The 20,016-nt window shown below is 58.8% G+C and carries 24 protein-coding genes; 16 read left to right on the plus strand and 8 right to left on the minus strand.

Going from position 1 to position 20,016, the window contains the following annotated elements:
• Positions 1–61 precede the first annotated feature (61 nt).
• Positions 62–1,102: a sodium:calcium antiporter gene (locus tag DIT71_RS12800; protein ID WP_114613605.1), complete on the plus strand. Its 1,041-nt coding sequence runs from the start codon at positions 62–64 to the stop codon at positions 1,100–1,102.
• 12 nt (positions 1,103–1,114) lie between these two features.
• On the opposite strand, the gene DIT71_RS12805 is transcribed toward DIT71_RS12800, so the two are convergent.
• Complete coding sequence (locus DIT71_RS12805) at positions 1,115–1,615, minus strand: C40 family peptidase (protein WP_114613606.1); 501 nt, start codon at positions 1,613–1,615, stop codon at positions 1,115–1,117.
• Positions 1,616–1,776: 161 nt separating this feature from the next.
• Between DIT71_RS12805 and DIT71_RS12810 the strand changes: the two genes are divergently transcribed.
• The 7 genes from DIT71_RS12810 to DIT71_RS12840 all read left to right on the plus strand — a co-directional run bounded on the left by DIT71_RS12810 (position 1,777) and on the right by DIT71_RS12840 (position 7,636).
• Positions 1,777–3,345, plus strand: a complete 1,569-nt coding sequence (locus DIT71_RS12810; RefSeq protein ID WP_114613607.1) for a carbon-nitrogen hydrolase family protein — start codon at positions 1,777–1,779, stop codon at positions 3,343–3,345.
• A gap of 30 nt (positions 3,346–3,375) precedes the next feature.
• Positions 3,376–5,277, plus strand: a complete 1,902-nt coding sequence (locus DIT71_RS12815) for a YdbH domain-containing protein (protein WP_158538973.1) — start codon at positions 3,376–3,378, stop codon at positions 5,275–5,277.
• Between the two features lie 69 nt (positions 5,278–5,346).
• Positions 5,347–5,511 carry a YnbE family lipoprotein gene (locus DIT71_RS12820; RefSeq protein WP_227538112.1) on the plus strand — a complete coding sequence of 55 codons (165 nt, stop codon included), beginning with the start codon at positions 5,347–5,349 and terminating at the stop codon, positions 5,509–5,511.
• A 29-nt stretch (positions 5,512–5,540) separates the two neighbouring features.
• The gene (locus tag DIT71_RS12825; RefSeq protein ID WP_114613724.1) at positions 5,541–5,885 is read left to right on the plus strand and encodes a YdbL family protein; all 345 of its coding nucleotides are present in this window, start codon (positions 5,541–5,543) and stop codon (positions 5,883–5,885) included.
• Positions 5,886–6,560: a spermidine synthase gene (locus DIT71_RS12830; RefSeq protein ID WP_114613610.1), complete on the plus strand. Its 675-nt coding sequence runs from the start codon at positions 5,886–5,888 to the stop codon at positions 6,558–6,560.
• Between the two features lie 125 nt (positions 6,561–6,685).
• Entirely contained in the window at positions 6,686–7,219 is a 534-nt protein-coding gene (locus DIT71_RS12835; RefSeq protein WP_114613611.1) for a hypothetical protein, read from the plus strand.
• 21 nt (positions 7,220–7,240) lie between these two features.
• The gene (locus DIT71_RS12840; protein WP_114613612.1) at positions 7,241–7,636 is read left to right on the plus strand and encodes a hypothetical protein; all 396 of its coding nucleotides are present in this window, start codon (positions 7,241–7,243) and stop codon (positions 7,634–7,636) included.
• Here the strand turns inward: DIT71_RS12840 and DIT71_RS12845 are convergent.
• Positions 7,633–8,493, minus strand: coding sequence for a PA4780 family RIO1-like protein kinase (locus tag DIT71_RS12845; RefSeq protein WP_114613613.1), 861 nt, complete (start codon positions 8,491–8,493; stop codon positions 7,633–7,635). The two genes, DIT71_RS12840 and DIT71_RS12845, sit on opposite strands and share 4 nt — an antisense overlap.
• A gap of 175 nt (positions 8,494–8,668) precedes the next feature.
• On the opposite strand from DIT71_RS12845, the gene DIT71_RS12850 reads away from it, so the two are divergent.
• On the plus strand, positions 8,669–9,361 hold the full coding sequence (locus tag DIT71_RS12850) for an SDR family oxidoreductase (protein WP_114613614.1): 693 nt from the start codon (positions 8,669–8,671) through the stop codon (positions 9,359–9,361).
• Between the two features lie 15 nt (positions 9,362–9,376).
• Here the strand turns inward: DIT71_RS12850 and DIT71_RS12855 are convergent, their stop codons facing one another.
• Positions 9,377–9,745: a ribbon-helix-helix domain-containing protein gene (locus DIT71_RS12855; protein WP_114613615.1), complete on the minus strand. Its 369-nt coding sequence runs from the start codon at positions 9,743–9,745 to the stop codon at positions 9,377–9,379.
• Positions 9,746–9,792: 47 nt separating this feature from the next.
• Positions 9,793–10,362 carry a DJ-1/PfpI family protein gene (locus DIT71_RS12860; RefSeq protein ID WP_114613616.1) on the minus strand — a complete coding sequence of 190 codons (570 nt, stop codon included), beginning with the start codon at positions 10,360–10,362 and terminating at the stop codon, positions 9,793–9,795.
• Positions 10,363–10,500: 138 nt separating this feature from the next.
• Between DIT71_RS12860 and DIT71_RS12865 the strand changes: the two genes are divergently transcribed.
• The 5 genes from DIT71_RS12865 to DIT71_RS12885 all read left to right on the plus strand — a co-directional run bounded on the left by DIT71_RS12865 (position 10,501) and on the right by DIT71_RS12885 (position 13,402).
• A complete protein-coding gene (locus DIT71_RS12865) occupies positions 10,501–11,493 on the plus strand; it encodes a CobW family GTP-binding protein (RefSeq protein WP_114613617.1) in 993 nt (330 codons plus the stop codon).
• Positions 11,487–11,900, plus strand: coding sequence for an alternative ribosome rescue aminoacyl-tRNA hydrolase ArfB (gene arfB / locus DIT71_RS12870; RefSeq protein WP_114613618.1), 414 nt, complete (start codon positions 11,487–11,489; stop codon positions 11,898–11,900). Before DIT71_RS12865 ends, arfB begins: the two co-directional genes overlap by 7 nt.
• Positions 11,901–11,956: 56 nt before the next feature.
• Positions 11,957–12,334, plus strand: coding sequence for a thiol-disulfide oxidoreductase DCC family protein (locus DIT71_RS12875; RefSeq protein ID WP_114613619.1), 378 nt, complete (start codon positions 11,957–11,959; stop codon positions 12,332–12,334).
• 87 nt (positions 12,335–12,421) lie between these two features.
• Entirely contained in the window at positions 12,422–12,739 is a 318-nt protein-coding gene (locus DIT71_RS12880) for a putative signal transducing protein (protein ID WP_114613620.1), read from the plus strand.
• 126 nt (positions 12,740–12,865) lie between these two features.
• The gene (locus tag DIT71_RS12885; protein ID WP_227538096.1) at positions 12,866–13,402 is read left to right on the plus strand and encodes a class I SAM-dependent methyltransferase; all 537 of its coding nucleotides are present in this window, start codon (positions 12,866–12,868) and stop codon (positions 13,400–13,402) included.
• Here DIT71_RS12885 and DIT71_RS12890 read toward each other — a convergent pair.
• Genes DIT71_RS12890 through DIT71_RS12905 form a run of 4 tightly spaced genes read right to left on the minus strand, consistent with a single transcriptional unit; the run spans position 13,399 to position 17,391 of the window.
• A complete protein-coding gene (locus tag DIT71_RS12890; RefSeq protein ID WP_227538097.1) occupies positions 13,399–14,403 on the minus strand; it encodes a PA2778 family cysteine peptidase in 1,005 nt (334 codons plus the stop codon). The genes DIT71_RS12885 and DIT71_RS12890 overlap by 4 nt on opposite strands.
• Positions 14,404–14,415: 12 nt before the next feature.
• Positions 14,416–14,817 carry a PA2779 family protein gene (locus DIT71_RS12895; RefSeq protein WP_114613622.1) on the minus strand — a complete coding sequence of 134 codons (402 nt, stop codon included), beginning with the start codon at positions 14,815–14,817 and terminating at the stop codon, positions 14,416–14,418.
• A 20-nt stretch (positions 14,818–14,837) separates the two neighbouring features.
• Entirely contained in the window at positions 14,838–15,935 is a 1,098-nt protein-coding gene (locus DIT71_RS12900) for a carboxysome shell carbonic anhydrase domain-containg protein (RefSeq protein WP_114613623.1), read from the minus strand.
• A gap of 19 nt (positions 15,936–15,954) precedes the next feature.
• Positions 15,955–17,391, minus strand: a complete 1,437-nt coding sequence (locus tag DIT71_RS12905; protein ID WP_114613624.1) for a phospholipase D-like domain-containing protein — start codon at positions 17,389–17,391, stop codon at positions 15,955–15,957.
• Between the two features lie 217 nt (positions 17,392–17,608).
• Between DIT71_RS12905 and DIT71_RS12910 the strand changes: the two genes are divergently transcribed.
• Together DIT71_RS12910 and DIT71_RS12915 are read left to right on the plus strand one after the other, a co-directional pair.
• Positions 17,609–19,267 carry a serine/threonine-protein kinase gene (locus DIT71_RS12910; protein ID WP_114613625.1) on the plus strand — a complete coding sequence of 553 codons (1,659 nt, stop codon included), beginning with the start codon at positions 17,609–17,611 and terminating at the stop codon, positions 19,265–19,267.
• Positions 19,264–20,013 carry a PP2C family protein-serine/threonine phosphatase gene (locus DIT71_RS12915; RefSeq protein WP_114613626.1) on the plus strand — a complete coding sequence of 250 codons (750 nt, stop codon included), beginning with the start codon at positions 19,264–19,266 and terminating at the stop codon, positions 20,011–20,013. The genes DIT71_RS12910 and DIT71_RS12915 overlap by 4 nt, the downstream gene beginning before the upstream one ends.
• Positions 20,014–20,016 lie beyond the last annotated feature (3 nt).

Here is a 20,016-nt window from a genome sequence, read left to right on the forward strand (position 1 = left end):
GTAAAATCTCCTGCCAATGGTGTTTTACACCGCGACTGTTCAGGTGGCAAGGAATAGAAACATGATTCCATTGGATCCGGAAAACTGGAGTCTGCTGCAGGGTATTATCGTTTTTTGCGTCTGTGCGCTGGTGATTGCGGTGGCCGGAACGCGTATTACCGGCGTCGTGGATCAGCTGGCTGATCGAACGGGAATAGGCGAAGCAGCTGCCGGTGCGGTGCTACTGGGTGCCTCCACCTCCATGGGCGGTGTTGTGCTCTCGGTGACAGCGGCCTGGAATGGTCATGCCGAACTGGCGGTGAGCAACGCCCTGGGCGGCATTGCCGTGCAGACTTTTTTCCTGGCGGTCGCGGATATGGTATACCGCCGCGCCAATCTTGAGCATGCGGCCGCTTCTGTGCCCAACATGATGCAGAACGGATTGCTGATCTGCCTGCTGTCGCTGATTCTCTTCGCTCCCTATTTGCCAGAGTACACCATTGCGGGGGTTCATCCGGTAACCCCGGTTCTGCTGGGTGTCTACATCTACGGTATCTATCTGGTGCGAGGGGCGACTGAGGCCCCCATGTGGCGACCTTCGGTTACCGGGGAGACGCGGGAGGACGAGCCCGACGACGTCAACACCATGCCATCGCTGCCGCGGCTTTCGGCTGAGTTTCTGGTACTGATGGCGGTGCTGGGTATTGCCGGCTGGAGATTGGAGCCGGCCGCAACCGTGATCGCGAACAAGACCAATCTGACCCAGACCGTGGTCGGGGTCATGTTGACGGCGATCAGTACGTCCATACCGGAATTGGTAACCTCCATTGCCGCTGTCCGACGCGGCGCGCTGACCCTCGCGGTTGGCGGCATCATCGGAGGCAATGCCTTCGACACCCTGTTTACCGCTGCCTCGGACATCGCCTATCGCGGGGGCTCGATCTACCATGCCATACCGGACGACTCGAAATTCTGGGCGGTGCTGACCCTGCTGATGTCCGGGGTGCTGATGATGGGACTGATTCGCCGGGAGCGCGAAGGCATCGGCATGATCGGCATGGAAAGCGTGGTTATTACGGTTCTCTATGTACTGGGCGTCGTACTGTTGCTGACCGGTGGTTAGTGTTCCACGCGGCTAGTCAAATCGCCGGGCCTGGCTGAAGCGGTCGCGCCAGTAGTAGCCGTTAAGCGACGAGTGAGTGACGCCTATCGACGAGGATGAGTGGATGAAGGTTTCACCACCCATATAGATGCCGGCGTGCTGGTCTTTGCCCTTGATGCGGAAAAATACCAGGTCACCGGCCCGGAGCTGATCCCGTTCAACCACATCACCGGCGGCGAGCATCTGGGAGGTGGTTCGGGGCAACTGTCGCCCGAGCGCTTCGTCAAAGGCGGTTGCAATAAAACCGGAGCAGTCAAAGCCGCTGGCGGAAGTCCCCCCGTAACGGTAGGGGGTGCCCTGGTAGCGCTCGAACACCTGCCATAGTCGGCCAGCCCTGGCCGAGTCACCAGAGACTTCCCCTGGTGGCTGCCAGTCGGTTTCGGTGGCAGGGCGCAGACTCTGGTTGCTGGCACAGCCCACCAGGCTGAGCGCAACGAAAACAGTGAGAAACGGGACCAATGTGCGCCGATTCATGGGGTTTAACCTCAAGCCATGTGACAAGGCACCACTTTAAAAGCCCGGGCCCTCGTTTGTCAGCTTAAAGTTTGCTTGGGCTCGCTGTCTTTTGCGGGCCACTTGACGGCTTGCGGCTATTTCGCGAACTATGGATAGACGCTTCCAGCCACGAGGTTTTAATGAGCGCTCCCTTCTCTGACCAGACCCAGCGTCTCTATGTGAGAAACGCTTCCCTTACGGACATTCCCGGAATTATCGCCCTCAGCCTCCGGGTATACGAGGGCACCGGCATGTATGGTTACACCGCGGGGCCCCTGACGGGACAGATCAACACCTTTCCCGAGGGTCAGTTCGTGGCCATGCTCGGTGACCGTGTGGTGGGCTACTGCGCCACCTTCCGTATCGGTGAGGACGTTGCGCTCGCGCCCCATGACTGGACCGAAATTACCGGCAACGGCTATGCCTCGCGGCACGATCCGGAAGGCGAGTGGCTTTATGGCATGGAAGTCTGTGTCGACCCGGACTGCCGCGGCTACAAGATCGGTGAGCGCCTGTACAACGAGCGCAAGAACCTCTGCCAGTCATTGCAATTGCAGGGCGTGGTATTCGCAGGGCGGTTACCGACTCTGGCCAAACGCCTGAAGAAATTCGAGTCAGTAGAAGCTTACGTAGAGGCGATCCGATCCAAGAAACAGCGTGATCCGGTACTGTCGTTCCAGCTGCATAACGGCTTTGAAATCCACGGAATCATTCCACATTACCTGGATGCGGACCATGCCTCCCTTGGCTATGGTGTTCACCTGGTGTGGCGTAACCCGAAGGTGGCCCGTAGCGACGATAATGGCAAGCGGAAGCGTTATGGCAGGCGGGTGCCGGACACCGTGCGGATCGGCACCGTGCAGTACCAGCAGCGCCGGGTGGCCTCCTTCGAAGAGTTCAGTGATATCGTCAAATATTTTGTGGACGTGGTGTCCACCTACAAAGGCGATTTTGTGGTATTCCCGGAGCTGTTCACGTTGCAGTTGCTGTCCATTGAAAGTCGCGAGGGCACCCCGGCCGAGGCCATTGAGGCGGTGACCGAGTATGCCGAGCCCTTTCGCAACCTGATGCGGGAGCTGGCCCTGCGCCACAATATCAACATCATCGGCGGTTCCACCCCGGTCAGGGAAGAGGATGGCCGGATTCGCAACATGGCCTATGTGTTCCTGCGGGACGGGCAGGTCTTTTCCCAGCCCAAGATCCATCCCACACCCAATGAGGCCTATTGGTGGAACATCACCGGTGGCAGCCACGTTACCGCCATTGAAACCGATTGCGGGCCGATTGGTGTGCTGGTCTGCTATGACGCTGAATTCCCGGAGCTGACCCGGCACCTGGTGGACCAGGGAATCCAGATACTGTTTGTACCTTTTTGCACCGACGAGCGTCAGAGTTACCTGAGGGTCCGCTATTGCTGCCAGGCCCGTGCCGTGGAAAACCAGCTGTTCGTGATCATGTCGGGCAATGTGGGTAACCTGCCCAATGTTCCCAATATGGAACTGCAATATGGCCAGAGCTGCATTCTGACGCCCTGCGATTTCCCGTTTGCCCGGGACGGTATTGCGGCGGATACGACCCCCAACGTGGAGACCGTCGCCTTTGCCGACCTGAGGCCGGAGACGCTGATTACCGCCCGCAACAGCGGCACCGTGAAGAACCTGAAGGATCGCCGTCACGACCTCTACACAGTGAACTGGCGCGGGCAGTAATCCCTTATGGCCGGGTCGGTGGCAAGCTTGATGACACTACGCCGATTGATATTCTGGTTGCTGTTTTTGCTGATGCTGCTTTTGATTGCGGGAAGCTGGTATGCCCGGATTGCCTGGCAGGAGTGGCAGCAGGAAAACGGCGTCAACGATCCTGAATGGCAGGGGCTTGATGTGTCGCTGGCCGGGGTCCGGCTACAGGATTTTTCCGTGAGCCAGAGACGGGGTGGCGAGACGTATCGGGCCGAGGGCGAGGAACTGTCACTGGGATGGAGTTGGCACTGGCATGGCCCGGTACTTGACGTTTTACGGGTGGGTCGGTTGACGGTGGATATTCCGGCCTGGCCTGAGCCCGAAAAGCCCGGCGGGCCGTCCGAAAGTGTCCCTGCTGATCTGCCCCTGTGGCTACCTGATACCGTTGTCATTGATCGACTTGTTGTCACGCTCCCCGACGACGTACGCGCCGAGGGCGACCTGGCACTGTCACAGCTTTCGGTGCCCGGCGAGCGCAAACTTGTCACCGACGCCATGAGACTAGAGGCTCCGATGACGGGCATCCACCTGGCGGGCTGGCAGTTCCACAGCGGGCAGGCGAACCTGCTGTTTGCCGGCAAAGCCAGCGAGCGGTCCGCGACTCTGGAATTTTCCGATGAAACCCGCCTCGAGTTCACCGGGGTAGATGCGCCGGACAATACAGCGCAGCTGGACAAACTCGGAATCACCTTGACCGGGACCCGTGTCACCGCCAGTTATGACCTCCGGCCAATGGTTCTGCAGAGCCTCGCTTTCGAGGGCCCAGTGGTGGCAACCACAGCTGCTATCCGCCATCCGCAATTGCTCCCCCAGCCCTGGCGCCTGGATGGCCGGCTGCAGGGCAGTCTTCAAGCACTTAGCCTTGATGGCAGGCTTTCGTCGGACGCCGGGGCCGGCGCTGATATTGCTGTCAGCGTTCCGTTCGATGGTGTTGCGGAGGTGGCGGCCGAAATGACCGCCACCGGCGCGAAAGCAGGGGCTGCACTGGCGGGGACCTTTGCTGCCTGGCCGCAAGAGCTCGAGGTCGGGGAGGGCAGCATCAGCACAGATCTGGAGCTGCGTTTGCCATCTGCAGGCCCGCAATTGCGGGGAGACATTCGCTTTGATGGTGTGGGCGGGCTTTATGGCCGCACTGCCTGGACCGGCCTCGATGGTAAGGTGACCGTTGATCTTTCCGGAGAACGGGTGGCTATGCGCACGTCGGGTCTGGTGCTCGCTACCGTCAATCCGGGTATTGCCTTGAGCGATATCCGGATCTCCGGTGGCTATCGCTCAACCATGGATCACCCGGTCGCCGGCACGCTGACGCTGGAGCAGGCGTCCGCTCAACTTCTGGGTGGTCAGGTCCAGATCACGCCTGCCCAGTGGCAGCTTTCCGAGTTACCCCTGCGGGTTCCAGTCGAGCTCAACGGCATTGAGCTGTCGGAGCTGATGCAGGTTTATCCCGCGGAGGGACTGGCGGGCAGTGGCGTGCTTGCGGGCACACTGCCAGTGTGGGTCAGCGCGGCCGGGGTCAGCGTTGAGGCGGGCCAGATTGCAGCATTGGCACCCGGCGGCACACTGAAGCTGCCGGCGGACCGGTTGAGGGGTATGGCGCGGGACAATGAAGCGATGGCACTGGTTGTCCGCGCCATGCAAAACTTTAACTACAAGGTGCTCAACAGCACGGTAGACTACGACCGGGATGGTAAGCTGGTTCTGGGATTGCGTCTTGAAGGCAGCAGCCCCGAGGTGCGCGACGGGCATCCCATCGTGCTCAATATCAACCTTGAAGAAGACATTCCGGCGTTACTGACCAGCCTGCAACTGAGTGGCCGGGTCAATGAAGCGGTGACCGAAAAAGTGCGCAAGCTGATGCAGCAACGGGATGCCCAAAGCCAGTCAACCGGATCGGAAAATTAATCAGGAGTGTGGTCTATGGATAGGTTTAGCCCGGGCATCCTGTCCGGAAAGGGTGGTAACACGCTGGTGATGCTGGCGTTCGCCGTGAGTGTCGCGGCATGCACGCCTACGGTGAGGATGGAGGCACCGAAAGAGCCCATCACGGTGAATCTTAACGTCAAGATCCAGCACGAAATCTACGTGAAGGTGGACAAGGACGTGGATGAACTCTTCGGCGAGAAGGGCCTGTTCTGATGATCAATTCTGAATCCAGGGAGTCAGCCATGAAACGTTTTGTTCAACTCGGTGCGTTCATCCTCGTACTTTGCCTGGCCGTACCCGCCTTCTCGATGGGGCTGGATGAGGCCAAAAGCCGGCTGGATACGGCCAAGCAGCAGGGACTGGTGGGCGAAACGCCAACCGGCTACCTGGAGGTGGTCAAGGCAGATAACGACGCCCGCGGTATTGTCGGAGCCATCAACAAGGCCCGGCGGGAAGAATATGCCCGCATTGCACAGAAGCACGACATTCCCGTGACCCAGGTGGAAACAGTGGCCGGTCAGAAGGCGCTGGAAAAAACACCCGCGGGGCAGTACATCCTGGTGGACGGCAAGTGGGTCAAAAAATAGATGGCTCGTTTTGAGGAAATTGGTACCGCAACCATTCCCGGTGATGGAACCCGGCTGCGGTTGCTGCAGCGCAATGACGAATTCTCCATCAAAGTTGCCGGCACCACGGGGGAACTGATGAACAGCCGTTTGCACGGTTCGGAGGATGCTCTGGCAACGCTTGCCTGCGACCGAATCGCCAGCCAGCCCGAAGCCCGGGTGCTGATAGGCGGGCTGGGAATGGGATTCACTCTGGCGGCAGCACTTTCAGCTCTGCCGCAGGATGCCCGGGTAACCGTGGCGGAACTGGTGCCAGAAGTGGAAGCCTGGAACCGCGGACCGCTGGGCTCTGCCGCCGGCTACCCATTGCACGACGCCAGGGCCAGTGTTCACATCGGTGATGTGGCGGAACTGCTCAGGGAGGGCAAAGGCAGCTGGGACGCCATTCTTCTGGATGTGGACAACGGCCCGGAAGGAATGACCCGCAAGGAAAATAACTGGCTCTACTCTCCCGCCGGCATCTCGGCCGCCCAGAGATCCCTTAGCTCCGATGGGGTCCTGGCCTACTGGTCTGCCGGTCCGGAACACGCGTTTACCGAGCGGCTGCGCCGCGCCGGACTTTCCGTAGAGCCTGTAACCGTGCGGGCCCTGCGCCCGGGCAAGGGTGCCCGCCATGTGATCTGGCTGGCCTGGTAGGCTCACGCCCCCGGCGCTGACCCGGCATTGGAAAAACCGGTTGGCGGGTTGTATTCTCAGGTAAAGGTCCAAAGTTTCATATCAGGAGCCTCATTAATTCTGTGGGATACCAAGGGGGTATTTTTATGAACTCTTCAGCGAATTTGACCGGCGAGAAGGAAGACCACAAGGTGGCTGCAGTTTTTGACACAGAGCCTGACGCCCGGGGAACAGCGAAAGCGATATGCGAGGAAACCAGCCTGACGGATGAGCAGGTAACCGTCCTCAGCCCGAATGACCGGCACCAGGGCAAGGAGCTCGAGCCTGAGGACCAGGGAATCTGGCGGACGCTGGTGCGTTCCCATATTGGTCTGGGTATTGCCGGTGCGGTAGCGGGGTTTGTGCTGTTTCTGATACTGAGCGCCCTGGGTGTGGGTTTCATCGCCCAGAATACCGTTGTTGCCGCATCAGTAATGACCGTAATCGCGGCGGCCATCGGGATGTTGGTCGCGGGTGCCGTGACGCTCCGCCCGGATCACACCCCGTATCTGATGAAGGCCCAGGCTGCCCTCAGCGAGGGAAAATATGTGCTGGCGGTTCACGCGTCCAGCCTTGAGCAGCTTCAGGAAGCAAAGTCGCTTCTCGACGCCCGCAATGTTAAAACAATGCCAACGATCTGATGTAATCAACCGGTATTGTCTATGAAAGATCTGAAGCGTTCGCGGGTAACCATCATTACAGTCAGTGCCATTGTTCTTTTTTTTCTCGCCAACTATCTGGCGCGCTTCCTGTTGGGGCTGACCGGGGTGGTGGTTTCGGTGGTTATCGCGGCGTTGATTGCGGCCTATATCAGCTGGTCTGTAGCGCGCCTATTGAAGCGGGTGCCGACCGGTGACGAGCGCGCACGGGTGCTGTGGTCCTATGGTGGCTTTCTTGGCGCACTGTTTGTGGCCTGGGCAGGTTTCGTGGGGCTGTCTGCGGGGCTGGACATGGCGGCGGTGATATTCCTGCTCAGCCATTATCTGCCCTATCCGGCACTGGCCCACCTGATGCTGTCTGATCGCGTGGTGGGCCGCTTCGTGGGCGCTCCGGGCTAGTCGTCGCCTTCCTCGGCATCGCGCTGGCGTTCCTGGCGATCTCTTTCCTCTTCCTTGGCGGCGTCAATAACCGCCATGAGTTCATCCACATCGGCGCTTTCGGTGTCGTGCTCGAAGCAGCCGGTAAGACGGCTGTCCGGGTGCAGGTCACCGGCCTCGTAGAGTGCCCATATTTCCTTGCCGTAATCGGTGTTCAGCAGTTCCGGCGCGAAACGTCCGAAATAGCGGCGCATGTTGTCCACGTCCCGTTCCAGCATCTGCTTCGCGCTGTTGTTTCCGGCCGCGTTGACCGCCTGGGGCAGGTCGATAATCACCGGGCCGGTGGAGTCCACCAGCACATTGAATTCTGAAAGGTCACCGTGAATTAGCCCGGCGCTGAGCATACGTACTACGTCAGCAATCACCTTGCCATGGTAGTTCCGCGCCTGCTCCGGCGTCAGTGACACCTCTCCCAGCTGCGGTGCGGCCTTGCCGTCTTCATCGGCAATCATTTCCATCAACAGCACGCCATCCACAAACCCGAACGGCTTCGGTACACGCACCCCGGCACCTGCCAGCTGGTAAAGGGCATCTACCTCGGCGTTCAGCCAGGCGTCTTCCTGCTCCTTCTGGCCGTAACGGGTTTTCTTGCCCATGGCTCGGGCGCGGCGGCTGTTGCGAACCTTGCGGCCTTCCTGGTATTGCACGGCCTGTTTGAAGCTGCGTTTCTGTGCTTCCTTGTACACTTTGGCGCAACGTACACTGTCGCCGCAACGCACAACGAACACCTCGGCTTCCTTGCCACTCATCAACTGGTACAACACTTCGTCCACCATGCCGTCGTCGACAAGGGGCTGTAATCGTTTCGGTATTTTCATAAATCCGTCGGTTGCCTGGTTCGCCTGGCCGGCAAATCATTTTGGCCGGCATGTCTTCGCGTATACTACCTGATATTGGCGTCAGAACCCTCATGCCAAGAGTGATCTGTAAAAGCTTCAGGTCGCGTAGCTAGTTTGCAACACCCAAAGCAATATCTGACCAAGGAGAAAGCTTATGAGTAACGACCCGGTCATGCTGATTACCGGTGGCTCGTCCGGAATTGGCGAGGCAACGGCACGCGCAGCCCACAAGGCGGGCTATCGACTGGTTTTGTCAGCGCGTTCGGAAGACAAGCTGAAACAGCTACAGACAGAGCTCGGGGGCAGTGAGCGTGTCATGATCGCCCGGTGCGATGTCCAGAGCATGGAAGACCAGCAGGCAGTGGTGGACAAAGCCCTGGCCACTTTCGGGCAGATTGATGCAGTGTTCGTGAATGCGGGCCGCGGTGGTGAACCCGGGGGATTCAGCAGCGCCGATCATGAGGTTTGGAAGGATATGATCCTGACCAACGTTTACGGTGCGGGGTTGACGGTACAGAGCTGTCTGCCGGCGCTGCGTAAAAGTCGGGGCCACCTTTTGCTGACGGGCTCGGCTGCCGGCAGGACAACCATCCCTGGCTCCATGTACAGCGCGACCAAATGGGCAGTTTCGGCCATTGGTTATGGCGTGAGAGAGGAGCTGCGGGGTTCCGGCATTCGAGTCACCCTGATTGAGCCGGGGATGGTGGATACGCCGTTCTTTGACGAGCGCCCGACGAATGCTCTCAAGCCAGCGGACATTGCCGATGCGGTCATGTACGCGGTTTCCCAGCCTGCCCACGTGGATGTCAACGAAATCCTGGTGCGGCCAACGCCTCCCCTAGAATAACTTCGCAATCGCCGTTTAGTGAGTTGCTTCGCTGGGCGGCTTCTGGCCCATGTTCCTCGCGAGAATCTTTTCTGCATCCAGCGAGGCAATGGCTACCTGGGTGTCGCGGGGGATGTCGCCGCTGAGCTGCAGCGCCAAATAACGCATGGCACACACCCGCAGGAAGGACGTAAAGTTGCCCAGGTCGTGACCGGCATCAATGGATTCATGATAGAGCTTAGTGATCATTTGGGGCAGGTTCATGCCGTCCCGGGCGGCAATTTCGGTGAGGGCATTCCAGAAAGCGTTTTCCATACGAATACTGGTGACCATGCCGTCGATACGCAGGGAGTGGGTACGGCTGACCCAGAGGTCGGAGTCCGCGTGGACGAAGAGTTTGCACATGACGCTGTCCTCATGAATCCGGGGCCGCCGCAACGACCCCGTTACCGTCACTTGTCCAGCAGTTTGAAGAACTGGGCCAGCCATTGAGGGTGGGCCGGCCATGCCGGGGCTGTCACCAGATTACCATCGGTCACAGCGGCGTCAACGTCGATAGCGGCGAACCGTCCACCCGCCAGTTCCACTTCCGGCTGGCACGCAGGATAGGCAGAGCATTCGCGGCCTTCAAGTACCCCCGCCGCCGCCAGTAGCTGGGCGCCATGGCAGATGGCTGCCACCGGTTTATCGGTTTCAAAGAAGTGCCGTACCAGGTTTTTCACCTCGTCATTCAGGCGCAAATATTCCGGCGCACGACCGCCCGGCACCACCAGGGCGTCGTAGTCGGCGGGATTGAGCCCGGCGAAGTCCGCGTTCAGGGCAAACCGGTGGCCCGGCTTTTCGGTGTAGGTCTGGTCGCCCTCGAAATCGTGAATGGCCGTGGCCACGGTGTCCCCTGCCTTTTTGTCCGGACAGACCGCATGAACTGTATGACCGACAGCCTGCAGTGCCTGGAAGGGCACCATGGTCTCGTAGTCTTCGGTAAAGTCACCGGTGATCATCAGTATCTTTTTACCGCTCATAGCCGTCTCCTTGTCATTGTTGGTGGTAGCCTGTGTACATTATCAAGGGTCAGACGGGAACAGGTATTAGGGGAATACTACAGTGTTATGTTATAACACCTGGTTGCGTCGACTCTCCATTTACCACACGGGCGATTTATGACTTCACCAATACCCACCAATCTGGTACTCGGCTTTCTGGGCGTGGGTAAGACCACCGCCATACTGGACCTGCTGAAGAATAAGCCGGACGGAGAGGTATGGGCGGTTCTTGTGAACGAGTTCGGCGAGGTGGGTATTGACGGCGCTATCCTTGAAACCGAAGGCGCTTTTGTAAGGGAAGTGCCCGGTGGGTGTATGTGCTGTGTGGCTGGTCTGCCGATGCAGATCGGCCTCAACCAGTTGATCCACAAGGCCAGGCCGGACCGGTTGCTGATTGAGCCCACTGGGCTTGGCCACCCCTCGCAGATTATCGAGACGTTGACGGGGACGCACTACCGGGACGTATTGGAACTGGGCCCCGTGCTTTGCCTGGTCGACCCGCGGAGGCTGGATGAACCCAGGGTTACAGAGAACGTGCAATTCCAGGATCAGGTTGCTGCTGCGGATATTGTCGTGGCCAACAAGACGGACCTGTGCCAGCCAGAGCAGATTGCCCGTTTCGATGACTGGTTGGCTGGCCTGCAGCCGGCGAAAAACGCTGTTTTCCATACCCGCCAGGGCCGGATGGATATCGCCTGGCTTGATGGCAGAACTGCGCTGTCCGCTGTAAGCAGTCCCCATGCCCATCATCACCAGGAATCGGCGGGATTGGCGCCCGTTACCGATATCCGCGACCAGCCCTGGCAGCGTGCCAGTAACCAGGGGCAGGGTCACTTCAGTCTGGGCTGGCGGGTACATCCGGATACGGTGTTTTCTGAAACTGCCTTGCTGGCGCTGTTCATGGATGATCGTTTTGCCCGCTTCAAGGCCGTAGTGCACACCCGCGATGGCTGGCGGACCATCAACATGGCCGACGGTGCCTTATCGGTGTCCGAATGCGAGCCCAGGGAGCTATCCCGCATCGAGGTCATCAGCGAGCAGACGCTGGATATGGATGAACTGGACGCCAGCCTGCGAACCTCCATCGAACAGACGGATTCCTCATGCTGAAAATCTCCAACGCCGTGGAATTGGGTGACTGGGAAATTGAACTGACCCAGATCCGCGCCCAGGGAGCCGGAGGTCAGAACGTTAACAAGGTGGCGTCTGCGGTCCATCTGCGGTTCGACATTCCCAACTCCAGCCTGCCGCCATTCTACAAGGAGCGGCTGATGTCACTTTCTGACCAGCGCATCAGCAAGGAGGGCATTATTGTTATCAAGGCGCAGAAATACCGCACCCTGGAACTGAATAAGGAGGACGCTCTTGCCCGCCTGAAGGAGCTGATTCAGGAGGCAGTGAAGCAGCAGAAAGCACGTCGGGCTACCCGCCCCACCAAGGGTTCACAGCGCCGGCGTGTTGATAAAAAAACCAAAAAAGGCAAAACCAAGGCCCTGCGCGGCAAGGTTCAGCTATGATCTTCATTGCTTTAGACTGTTAACGTGTAAATGCGATGCCAGAAATGGAGAGCGCTATGGCTGCGACAGAAGATCATCTTCGCGTATTTTATGATGGTGCCTGCCCGAGCTGTGTCAAGGATCGCAGGCTCTATGAACGCCTGGCTGGCAAGACCGGCGAGTCGGTGGAGTGGGTTGATATTACCGGTCGTGATGAGGAGCTGAAGCAGCGGGGGATTGAACCGGAGGCTGCGCTTCAGGAACTGCATGTGGAGGATAGCAAGGGCAGGATACACCGAGAACTGGATGCCTACATTCTGCTGATGTCGCGAGTCTGGTTGCTGAAGCCACTGGCATGGGTGATTGGTTTGCCGGTCATCCGTCCGATGCTGGCAAAGCTTTACCATCGGTGGGTCGGTGAACGATTGGAAAGAACCGGGCGCCTGCCCAAGTAATGGTGAAGGGGGGCGCACGAATCGACGAACGGCGGGATACGAGCTAGGGTTCAGGGAGACACCATTGCAACTGACCGGAGCCTGCCAATGCAAATAGCCTATCGTGCCCGTGACCTGGCAGAAGCCCACATAGTCGCCGGTTTGCTGCAATCAAGAGGTATTGAGTGTCACGTCGGTGGCCATTACCTGCAGGGTGCCATGGGGGAAATCGGTGCTGCGGGATTTACCAATGTCCATGTCGAAGACGAAGACTACGCCCAGGCGCGCACCCTGGTAGCCGAATATGAGTCTGCCGCGCCTCTGGATATCCCCTCGGATCAGGTTGAGGACCGGGCTAACCGGTACGCGACCTGGTTTCTGTTGTTCCTGGCTGTCCTGATGGTGATCCTGATCGGAGCGCTTTGAGAGTTTATTGAGGAGTTGAAGTCATTGCTTGCCAGCTGTCCGGTTTGTGAAACGTCCGCACTGGTCCCCTTCCAGGTCATCAACAAAACGCCTTATTATCGGTGCAAAACCTGCGAGGCGACGGTCATGGACCCATCATGCTGGCTGGATGAGAGCCGGGAAAGAGACATTTATGATCTTCACGACAACGATCCCCGGGACCAGGGCTACCGCCGTTTTCTATCGAAGCTGACCTACCCGCTCCTTGAACGCCTGGAGCCGGGAGACTGCGGCCTGGATTTCGGCTGTGGTCCCGGGCCGGCACTGGCGGCCGTATTAACGGAGGCGGGCATGGATATGGCGCTGTATGACCCGTTTTTCTATCCGGAGAAGTCCGCGCTGAGCCGGCAGTATGACTTTATTACCTGCACGGAAGTGGCGGAGCACCTGCGTCGTCCCGCCGCGATTTTTCGCCAGTTGGATGAGCTGCTGGTGCCAGGGGGCTGGCTCGGTATCATGACCTGTTTCCAGACCAGCGACGAACGCTTTGCCAACTGGCACTACCGCCGTGACCCCACCCATATCGTGTTCTATCGTCAAGCTACCATGGAGTGGCTGGCCAAGGCCCATGGCTGGGCGCTGAGCATTCCAGCCAAGGATGTGGCGTTATTTCACAAGGTTTAGTCGGAAAGGGCAGGGCACTGCAGTGCCGGGCATGTGTCCTTAGCGTCGGTGCTTGGTATCTCCGGAGCTGTTCCATCAAAGCGCTCAGGATTGATGGCAGCGGCACAGTGGGTCGCGGTTTCAGCAGCGGTGGCACAGCCCTGTGCTGCCAGTGAATGGGCAAGGTTGTTCCAGCCGGCTGCCACGCCGGGAAATTTCCGGGTCAGGCGCAGGTAATGGCGCGTGGCGACCCCGGGCTGTCCCTGTTCCCAGGCGATATTACCCTGCCCCATAATGGCGGCCGGCTGCTCGGGCCACGCCTGTTCTGCAGTCTGGTAGGCGGTCATCGCGGCCAGAGTCCGGCCAGTGGTTTCCAGGTCGTTGGCCGACATCAGATAGCGCAGCGGTTCGGCGGTGGCCGGCAGCCGGTCAGGGGGCAGCATGACAGCGGCCCAATTCTCCGCACGGTCCCAGGTTGCCGTGAACACTTCCACGGTTTCCTCGTGATAGTCACGGGTATCGGTGTGAAGAATAATGTTCCGATTCTCCGCGTCGAATCCCATAACCACAGCAAAATGCCACTGCGGCCACCAGCCAAACCGGAGGTTCTGCATCACCAGTACCGGGTTGCCTCCAGCCACCTCTGTCAGCAGGCTGTCCAGTGACCCATCCAGCGGATAGACCAGCAGCCCATGGGCACGGGCTGCTGCCACAAGCTCCACCTTCAGGCTGCCATGGCGTTCAGGCAGGTAGACCAGTTCCTTCAGCACCTCCGGGTGGGTATCCAGTCCCTGGCTGTTCAGCATCATGGCCAGGGAGGCAGGGCCGCATTGATAGCGTTCCTGTGCGTAAAACGGAACGTCGTCCAGCACCAGGCGTTGCTCAATGTTGGCGGCAGTGTCCAGGGAATCTTGTTCAGGCCACTGGGGCCGGCTGGCGCAGCCCGCCAGAATCGTTGCCAGTACCATACTGACAACGATTCGCAGCAGCTGCGATTTGGAGCTGATAGTGGTGATAGTCACGAAGTCAGCGCGCTACCGGATACAGTTGATGAAGGGGTAGATGTTGGTGGCACAGAGCATGTCGGTAACGACGAAGACCAGCAGGAACAGAACGATGATACCGACAACGTCCTCACCCACCGGCGCCTCTGCCAGTTGTTGCTCGAACGACGACAGCTCCGCCGGCGTCAGGCTCTGGATGCGCTTCTCAACCTGGTCCTGGCTGACACCCATTTGCGCAAGTCTCTCTTTCACTTCGTCGCGCTCAAGCATATTCATCAGGGACTGACGATCAAGGTCGGCACGCTGTTCGGTCAACAGTTCGCCAGTGCCAACCATGCCGGCCGCGGCAGATGATGCCCAGACGCTGCCGAATGCCATCACCAGGGCCATAAAAAACGATACGTACCGCAGGTGCTTTCTTATAGTCTGCATTCCATTCTCCTTGCTTTTGATTATGAAACACGATTCCCGTGTTCCGACTCCGGTTTTGCAGGCTGTATTTCAAGACGTCGTTCCGGCCAGTTCAGGATAGCTGAATGAGCAACCATAAGCTCTGCCAGTTCGGGAAATTCCCGTTGAATAACGTTTGCCGCAAATTCCAGTAAAAAAGCGGACTTGAGAGTAGCACGCGCTTTCTGGGTTCCAGGTTCCTGATAGGGGGCCGATGAGAGTAAAAGAAATCCGTCACCCGGTATCCGGCCGCTCTCCATATTGGCTTTTATGATACCGGCAGCCTGGCGTATGGGGTGCGACAGATCAGGGCTGAAGGGGCCGATGATCAGCGCCAGATTGGGCGCGTGCAGAAAGTCGAACCCCCGGCCGATGCAGATGACCCACTCCCGGTGCTCGATATTCAGCTCCCGGTCGCTTTCCCTGATCTCGGCAATGTGCCGGATGTTGCCACGAACCAGGGGTAACAGGTCGCGCTGTATGGGCAACGGCATATCGGGGAACAGAGCTGTGATTCTTGCGCCAGTTTCGTCGGCACTGTTGGGCGCGATTGTCGACAGGTCCAGGCACCGGCCGTCGGGACCGTGCAGAATCAGTGCATCTTCATCGGTTTCAAAGCCGCAAACCAGTGGGTACACGGTCTGGTGTGCTTCGCCAAACAACGCCTCAACCTGACAGCGGATGCTGATGGCGTGTGCCCGGGCGGCGTCGAGGTCGCAGTTGAAGCCGGCACATCCCCGTTCCTTTGCGCCCTTCGAATAGTGATAGGTAATGATAATAAGTACCCGTCTGCCGGCACTGACCGCGCTCTGCACCGTGTCTGCCAGCAGATCTCCGAGATAGGGCCAGCCCAGATCAAAGATGCCGCCGAGGTTGCGGAACGGCTGGATGATGCCCATTGGCGTTCGGGTTACATGGGGCAGATGGATGCGGCCATCCATGCATTTCAGGGCAATGATCAGGGTGTTGTGTTCTGCCAGGTACCTTTGACGGGCGAGGTGGTTTTCAGGGCTGCAGAAGCTTGCCGAATGTTTCCGGCTCAGCGCCATCAACCAGTCGATCCGCTCGTCAATAGGTCGGGAATGAACGGGCGCAGTCATTGAGATCACCTCTGCAAATCTAAAACGTAGACAGTCCCGTCGACTCCATCAACCTGTATTGCCAGTAGCGCAGCCGGGATTCGTCCGCCCAGGCTTCGTAAGGCAGGCTCATCACCGGCGTATCACCGGGACCATGATTCCACTGTTCATCAAAAAAAACCGAGGCTTTGAGCACGGTTTCCGCCTCTGTTGTCGACTCGATGTGAACGCTGGTCTCAAGGTTCAGATCATCCAGATTCCGGCGGGTGAAGTTGGCGGAGCCCAGCAGTAGCTGCGCGTTGCCATTCCTGTCCTGGCGTACAAGAAGCTTGGTGTGGCATTGCTCGCCCTCGGTATGACACCAGCGCACCGTTATGCCCGCCTGGTTAAGCTCCATGGCGGCCTGACGGTTGGGAATTCCGCTCTTCTTCATTCCGAAGGCATCTCTGTTGGCGTCCAGCAGAACACGAACGTGAACGCCCCTTTTATGAGCCGCTATCAGCGCCGGCAGCAAGGTGCGGTGGGACAGGTAGAAAATTGCCAGATCCAGGCGGTCCCCCGGCGCTGCGGTTCCGATAATGTCCTTCGCCGATGAGAGGATGGCAGACTCGGTAATGATCCTGATGGTCTCAGGTGAGTCAGACGTCTGTTCGGGAAGGTAGCCCAAGGCATTGTCCACAGCGGTTGTGTCTGCGCCGGACATTGCCAGCACCGCCCTTTCTGTCCCGAGCAGGTCTGCGACAGCAGGTCCCCCGAAACGCAGGCCGATGTTGCTGTGACGGCTACTGCCATCATGGGGGTTGGCAGAAGTGACGACCGCCCGGAATCCGTTGGGGCTGTCCGCGACCAGGGTTTTGCGGTGGTTGGCCTTGAAGTTGAGCAGCGCCAGATAGCTGCGCAGGGTGACCGGCTCCTCGCCCAGAGCATTGGGTAGCCAGCCGCCTGACGCGGAATTACCCATCCACTGGCAGCATACGCGCCATAACCCCGACCAGAGGGGGTTGCTGTCACGCAGACGCGTCAGGCGAGTCTCCACCACGGGTATGCCGGCCTGTCGAAGTTGCTGGAAATGGGGCGACGTGGTGCCGCCGTAGACAGTATTGATAGGATCGGAAATCACGATAATGTCCATGCCGGGATGGGCCTGCTTGCGTGCAATCAGGGCATCGGTAAGCTTGCGCGCCAGCGGTATCTGGCGGCTGCCATCAGCACGGGAGTCGTTAAAGAGAAACATGTCCACCAGCACAAACTGCTGCGCATTGGCGATCAGGCTGAAAATCTCGGCGAAGATTTCCTGGTCCAGTCGCGGCTGTTCATTACCGAAGTGCAGGGTTTTGTCGATGAGCAGCCTGGCGTTCATGAGTGGCTGCTCCTTACCATCGTAAGCGAGCCCGTGGGGCAGGGATTTGAACGAGTGGTAGAGGCTGGTTGTGGTGATTGCCAGAACAAACAGGCCAGTCAGTAACTTGAATGTCATTGTTATGCTTCCCGGCGGAGACGTCCATAAGGTGGACTATACTGCAGAAAGGTCGATGGCGTCTTTTACACCCATGTCATCCCTGGTTCACTAAACTTCCGGTGTGATAGCGTTCCCAGCTAAACAAACCTTTACAAAAAACAGCGCCTGGTAATCTATCGCTGCCCGTCCTCACTTTCTAAACTTGCACGATCAATTACTTACCATAGCGGTCTCCGTGAATTCACTGGCTTTCCTATTCTCCCGACTTTTCAGTCTGCGCCTGCTCGTTGTTGCACTGGCGTTGATCTTTGCCTTCATCGGTGACGCCCTCCCGGCCCTTGGATGGCTGGATCGTATTGCGTTGGGCTCCCTGGGAAATACCGCCGGTATGGGTGACGCCGGCACGCTGTTGAAACTGTCGCCAGAGGCATTCAGCGGGGCGCTGGAGACGAGGGGGCTTGCCCGACCGGCCTGGTCCGACGTTGCCATTCGTGGAGGGCTGATGGTGACGGCACTGTTTCTGGTGCTTGCGGTTCCCCGGATGGGTGGCAGTGTGAGCCTGCCGGTCATTCTGCTGGCGGCGGGATCACTGGTGGTGCTGCAGGCAGCCTTGATGTTCTACCGGAATGCCTGGCTCCCGCTTGGGGAGGTGGTCACCCTGCTGGTGACAGGCTACCTGATCATGCTTTTCTGGCTGCAACCCCGGCGTGACATCGAGGCACTCTCCGCAAATGTGCAGGCGGCACGAACCCGCCTGGGCAGACTGTTACTGCAACAAGGGCAGGCGGATGAAGCGCTGGAGACGCTGGCCGAATGCCCCCCGAGCGAGGAGACCCTTGGCCTGCAGTACGATATCGCCATCCAGCAGGAGCGCAAGCGCCAGTACGACAGGGCCTGCACTACCTATCGGCAGATTCTTGATCAGAAACGCAGGTACCGGGATGCCGACAAGCGGCTGGCTGCCCTGGAAAACCTGGATGCAGACGGCACTGCAGCGGTCTCCGGAAACTTCGATAGCACCCGAACGTTGTTGATGCCGGAAAAAAATGTCAGCCGGCCGACACTGGGCCGCTATGAGATCGAGCGGGAGATAGGGCGTGGCGCCATGGGTGTGGTCTATCTTGGCAAGGACCCGAAAATCGCACGCACGGTGGCGATAAAAACGCTCAGCTACGCGGCCTTCGATGGTAATGAACTACGGGACCTGAAGGCCCGATTCTTCCGCGAAGCGGAAGCAGCCGGGCGCCTCAGTCATCCGGCCATTGTGACCGTGTATGATGTGGGAGAGGAAGCAGATCTGGCCTTCATTGCCATGGATTATGCCCGGGGTCGTCCACTCAGCGAGTTTGGCAAGCCGGGCCGGTTGCTGCCCCTGACCACCGTGCTGGACATTGTTGCCAGAGTGGCGGACGCGCTGGATTACGCCCATCGGCAGAAAATCATTCACCGGGACATCAAGCCTGGCAATATCATCTTCAACCCGGATAACGGGGACATCAAAATCACCGATTTCGGGATAGCCAAGATCTCAGATGACTCCCGCACCCGCACTGGCAGCGTTATGGGAAGCCCGCTCTATATGTCCCCTGAGCAGTTGAAAGGGCAGAGGGTGACCGGCGCATCCGACACTTACAGCCTGGGTATCACCCTCTACAAACTGGTTTCCGGAGAAACACCTTATCAGGGCGATACACTGGCCAATCTGACCTACCAGATTCTGAACAAACGCCCGAAGAGTGTGCGAGAGTTCAATGCGGAACTGCCCAATGGTGTGGTTCGTCTTATCAATAAAGCCATACAGCGGGAGCCCGACAAGCGTTTCCCCAGCGCTGCCACCATGGCGGAAGCGTTGCGGCGGCAGGCATCCCGTGAGGCGAGGGAGGTAACGTCATGAAGATTCCCAGCGTAGCCGGACTGACTGACGTGGGAACCGTGCGCGCCGCCAATCAGGATGCCATAGACTGGCGGATCAGTGATGACCATCGTCAGATATTGCTGGTGGTTGCCGATGGTATGGGGGGCTACCAGGGTGGGGAAATTGCCAGCCGGATTGCGGTAGATACGGTCATGGAGACCCTGGGAGCACATTTTGAGTCCGGAAACGGGGGCCTTTGCGACGCCCGGCCTGATGCCATCCAGGTGGCCATCAACCTGGCCAGTGAGCGCATACAGGAACGCAGGGCAGCGGATCCGGACCTCGCCAAGATGGGCACGACCCTGGTGGTTTCGTGGGTGATCGATGGTGAAGCTCTCATTGCCCATCTGGGGGATTCCCGCTGTTATCTTGTTCACAAGGGAGAGCTTCAGTGCCTGACGCGGGACGATACTGTGGTTCAGAACATGCTGGAAGACGGCAGTATCCAGCCCGATGATGTCCCCCATGTGCCATTTCGCAATGTGCTGACCCGGGCCCTGGGTGCCTCGTCCGCACTCGCCAGCTTCGGGCGGGTAGTGATGGAGTCGGGCGACTGCCTGCTGCTTTGCTCCGATGGGCTCATCGATGGGCTACCGGAAGCTGACTGGCTGCCACTGATGTCAGCGCAGAAGTCTGCGGACGAGCAAGTCCGGGCCCTGGTGCAGGCAAGCCTGGACAATGAAGCAGCGGATAACGTGTCCGTTGTCATTTTGATACTCGATTAGAGA

The sequence above is a fragment of the Marinobacter vulgaris genome (assembly GCF_003344045.1).
GTDB classification, from domain to species: domain Bacteria; phylum Pseudomonadota; class Gammaproteobacteria; order Pseudomonadales; family Oleiphilaceae; genus Marinobacter; species Marinobacter vulgaris.

Bases quoted from the DNA above. Each gene is read 5' to 3' on its own strand.
- DIT71_RS12835 (WP_114613611.1), top strand. From the start codon at position 6,686: ATGAACTCTTCAGCGAATTTGACCGGCGAGAAGGAAGACCACAAGGTG.
- DIT71_RS12815 (WP_158538973.1), top strand. From the start codon at position 3,376: ATGACACTACGCCGATTGATATTCTGGTTGCTGTTTTTGCTGATGCTG.
- DIT71_RS12805 (WP_114613606.1), bottom strand. From the start codon at position 1,615: ATGAATCGGCGCACATTGGTCCCGTTTCTCACTGTTTTCGTTGCGCTC.
- DIT71_RS12850 (WP_114613614.1), top strand. From the start codon at position 8,669: ATGAGTAACGACCCGGTCATGCTGATTACCGGTGGCTCGTCCGGAATT.
- DIT71_RS12840 (WP_114613612.1), top strand. From the start codon at position 7,241: ATGAAAGATCTGAAGCGTTCGCGGGTAACCATCATTACAGTCAGTGCC.
- DIT71_RS12895 (WP_114613622.1), bottom strand. From the start codon at position 14,817: ATGCAGACTATAAGAAAGCACCTGCGGTACGTATCGTTTTTTATGGCC.
- DIT71_RS12880 (WP_114613620.1), top strand. From the start codon at position 12,422: ATGCAAATAGCCTATCGTGCCCGTGACCTGGCAGAAGCCCACATAGTC.
- DIT71_RS12860 (WP_114613616.1), bottom strand. From the start codon at position 10,362: ATGAGCGGTAAAAAGATACTGATGATCACCGGTGACTTTACCGAAGAC.
- DIT71_RS12820 (WP_227538112.1), top strand. From the start codon at position 5,347: ATGCTGGCGTTCGCCGTGAGTGTCGCGGCATGCACGCCTACGGTGAGG.
- DIT71_RS12825 (WP_114613724.1), top strand. From the start codon at position 5,541: ATGAAACGTTTTGTTCAACTCGGTGCGTTCATCCTCGTACTTTGCCTG.
- DIT71_RS12800 (WP_114613605.1), top strand. From the start codon at position 62: ATGATTCCATTGGATCCGGAAAACTGGAGTCTGCTGCAGGGTATTATC.
- DIT71_RS12830 (WP_114613610.1), top strand. From the start codon at position 5,886: ATGGCTCGTTTTGAGGAAATTGGTACCGCAACCATTCCCGGTGATGGA.
- DIT71_RS12865 (WP_114613617.1), top strand. From the start codon at position 10,501: ATGACTTCACCAATACCCACCAATCTGGTACTCGGCTTTCTGGGCGTG.
- DIT71_RS12885 (WP_227538096.1), top strand. From the start codon at position 12,866: ATGGACCCATCATGCTGGCTGGATGAGAGCCGGGAAAGAGACATTTAT.
- DIT71_RS12855 (WP_114613615.1), bottom strand. From the start codon at position 9,745: ATGTGCAAACTCTTCGTCCACGCGGACTCCGACCTCTGGGTCAGCCGT.
- DIT71_RS12905 (WP_114613624.1), bottom strand. From the start codon at position 17,391: ATGACATTCAAGTTACTGACTGGCCTGTTTGTTCTGGCAATCACCACA.
- DIT71_RS12845 (WP_114613613.1), bottom strand. From the start codon at position 8,493: ATGAAAATACCGAAACGATTACAGCCCCTTGTCGACGACGGCATGGTG.
- DIT71_RS12875 (WP_114613619.1), top strand. From the start codon at position 11,957: ATGGCTGCGACAGAAGATCATCTTCGCGTATTTTATGATGGTGCCTGC.
- DIT71_RS12900 (WP_114613623.1), bottom strand. From the start codon at position 15,935: ATGACTGCGCCCGTTCATTCCCGACCTATTGACGAGCGGATCGACTGG.
- arfB (WP_114613618.1), top strand. From the start codon at position 11,487: ATGCTGAAAATCTCCAACGCCGTGGAATTGGGTGACTGGGAAATTGAA.
- DIT71_RS12810 (WP_114613607.1), top strand. From the start codon at position 1,777: ATGAGCGCTCCCTTCTCTGACCAGACCCAGCGTCTCTATGTGAGAAAC.
- DIT71_RS12915 (WP_114613626.1), top strand. From the start codon at position 19,264: ATGAAGATTCCCAGCGTAGCCGGACTGACTGACGTGGGAACCGTGCGC.